The sequence below is a fragment of the Mesorhizobium sp. M7A.F.Ca.CA.003.01.2.1 genome (assembly GCF_003998945.1).
Taxonomy (GTDB): Bacteria; Pseudomonadota; Alphaproteobacteria; order Rhizobiales; family Rhizobiaceae; genus Mesorhizobium; species Mesorhizobium ciceri.
Window position 1 is genome coordinate 1 of record NZ_RZRA01001226.1, and the last position, 1,294, is coordinate 1,294.

The 1,294-nt window shown below is 62.6% G+C and carries 1 protein-coding gene and 1 pseudogene; one reads left to right on the plus strand and one right to left on the minus strand.

What is annotated here, in order from left to right:
* Positions 1–1,121, plus strand: a 1,121-nt coding sequence (locus EN969_RS31465; protein WP_127419753.1) for a cellulase family glycosylhydrolase, incomplete at its 5' end; no start/stop codon positions are given.
* A 12-nt stretch (positions 1,122–1,133) separates the two neighbouring features.
* Here EN969_RS31465 and EN969_RS36405 read toward each other — a convergent pair.
* Positions 1,134–1,294, minus strand: a pseudogene (locus tag EN969_RS36405) (metallophosphoesterase); the annotation flags it as partial.

Genomic DNA, 1,294 nt, shown 5'->3' on the forward strand with positions numbered 1-1,294 from the left:
GGCCCGGCGAGGACCAGTGGGGCGACGCCAAGGCCATCCTGCCCTATCCGGAGTGGCGGAAATTCCTTGGGGAGGACGACCTCAAGGCGTTGAAGGATGCCGGCTTCGATTTCCTGCGCATGCCGGTCGATCCATCGCCCTTTCTGTCCGACCAGACCGTGGCCTTGCGTGACGATCTCTATGCCAGCGTGCTGGACTCGGTGCGCATAATCAACCGCGCCGGGCTCAAGGTGATCGTCGACATGCACCTGATCCCGGCCGGCGGCAGCCGCAAGATCGGAATGGCTGAAGTGATGGGCGACCCACGGACCTTCGACGCCTATGTCGAGATGGTCCGCAAGATGGCCCGCACGCTGGCCAGCGAAGATCCCGCCCAGGTCGCCTTCGAGCCCATGAACGAACCGATCGTGGACTGCGACAGCGACGGCACGAGCCTGTGGCCGGACCGCCAGCGCAAACTGTTCGCGGCGGCGCGATCCTCGGCTACGAAACTGACCCTGGTGCTGACCGGCGCCTGCTATTCCGCCGCGAGTTCGTTGGAAAAGATCGACCCGAAGACGATTCCGGACGACAACGTCATCTGGACCTTCCATTCCTACGATCCGTTTCTGCTCACCCATCAGGGCGCAACCTGGGCCGGAGACTTCATCCCCTATGTGACTGGCCTGCCCTATCCGCTGAGTGCGGTGCCCAAGGCACAGCTCGACGTGACGCTCGACACCATCCGCGCCAGGATCAAGGCCGAGGCGCCATGGACGCGGCAAAGCGGCCTGCTTGCCTATCTTGACGAACAGGTCGCCAGCATGGACACCCCCGACAGACTGCTCGGCTTGATGGATGCGCCGTTCGAAAAGGTCGAGGCGTGGGCGAGGGCCAACGGCGTCAAGCCTGGAAACATCACGCTGGGCGAGTTCGGCATGATCCGCCAGGAATACGGCAATTCCTATGTGATGCCCGCTGGGTATCGGGCCGCCTATGTCAGGGACATGATCGCGCGTGCCGAAGCACATGGCTTCTCATGGTCGGTGTGGAGCTATGGCGGCGCCTTCGGCATCGTCGATGCCTTCAACGGCGACAAGGCCGAGCCGGATGTGATGGACGCGATCAAATCGCTTCACTGAGGCGATTTGGATTTAGCCAAGGTCGATCGACAGGATTTCCGGCCGCATCCCGAAACGCACCGGCAATATGCTGAAACCGAGCCCGCCGGAGACGATCAGATTGCGATCGTTCTCGACGACGTGGCCATAGGCGTAGCGGTTGCCGAAACGCGATGGCACGACCGGCGAATAGC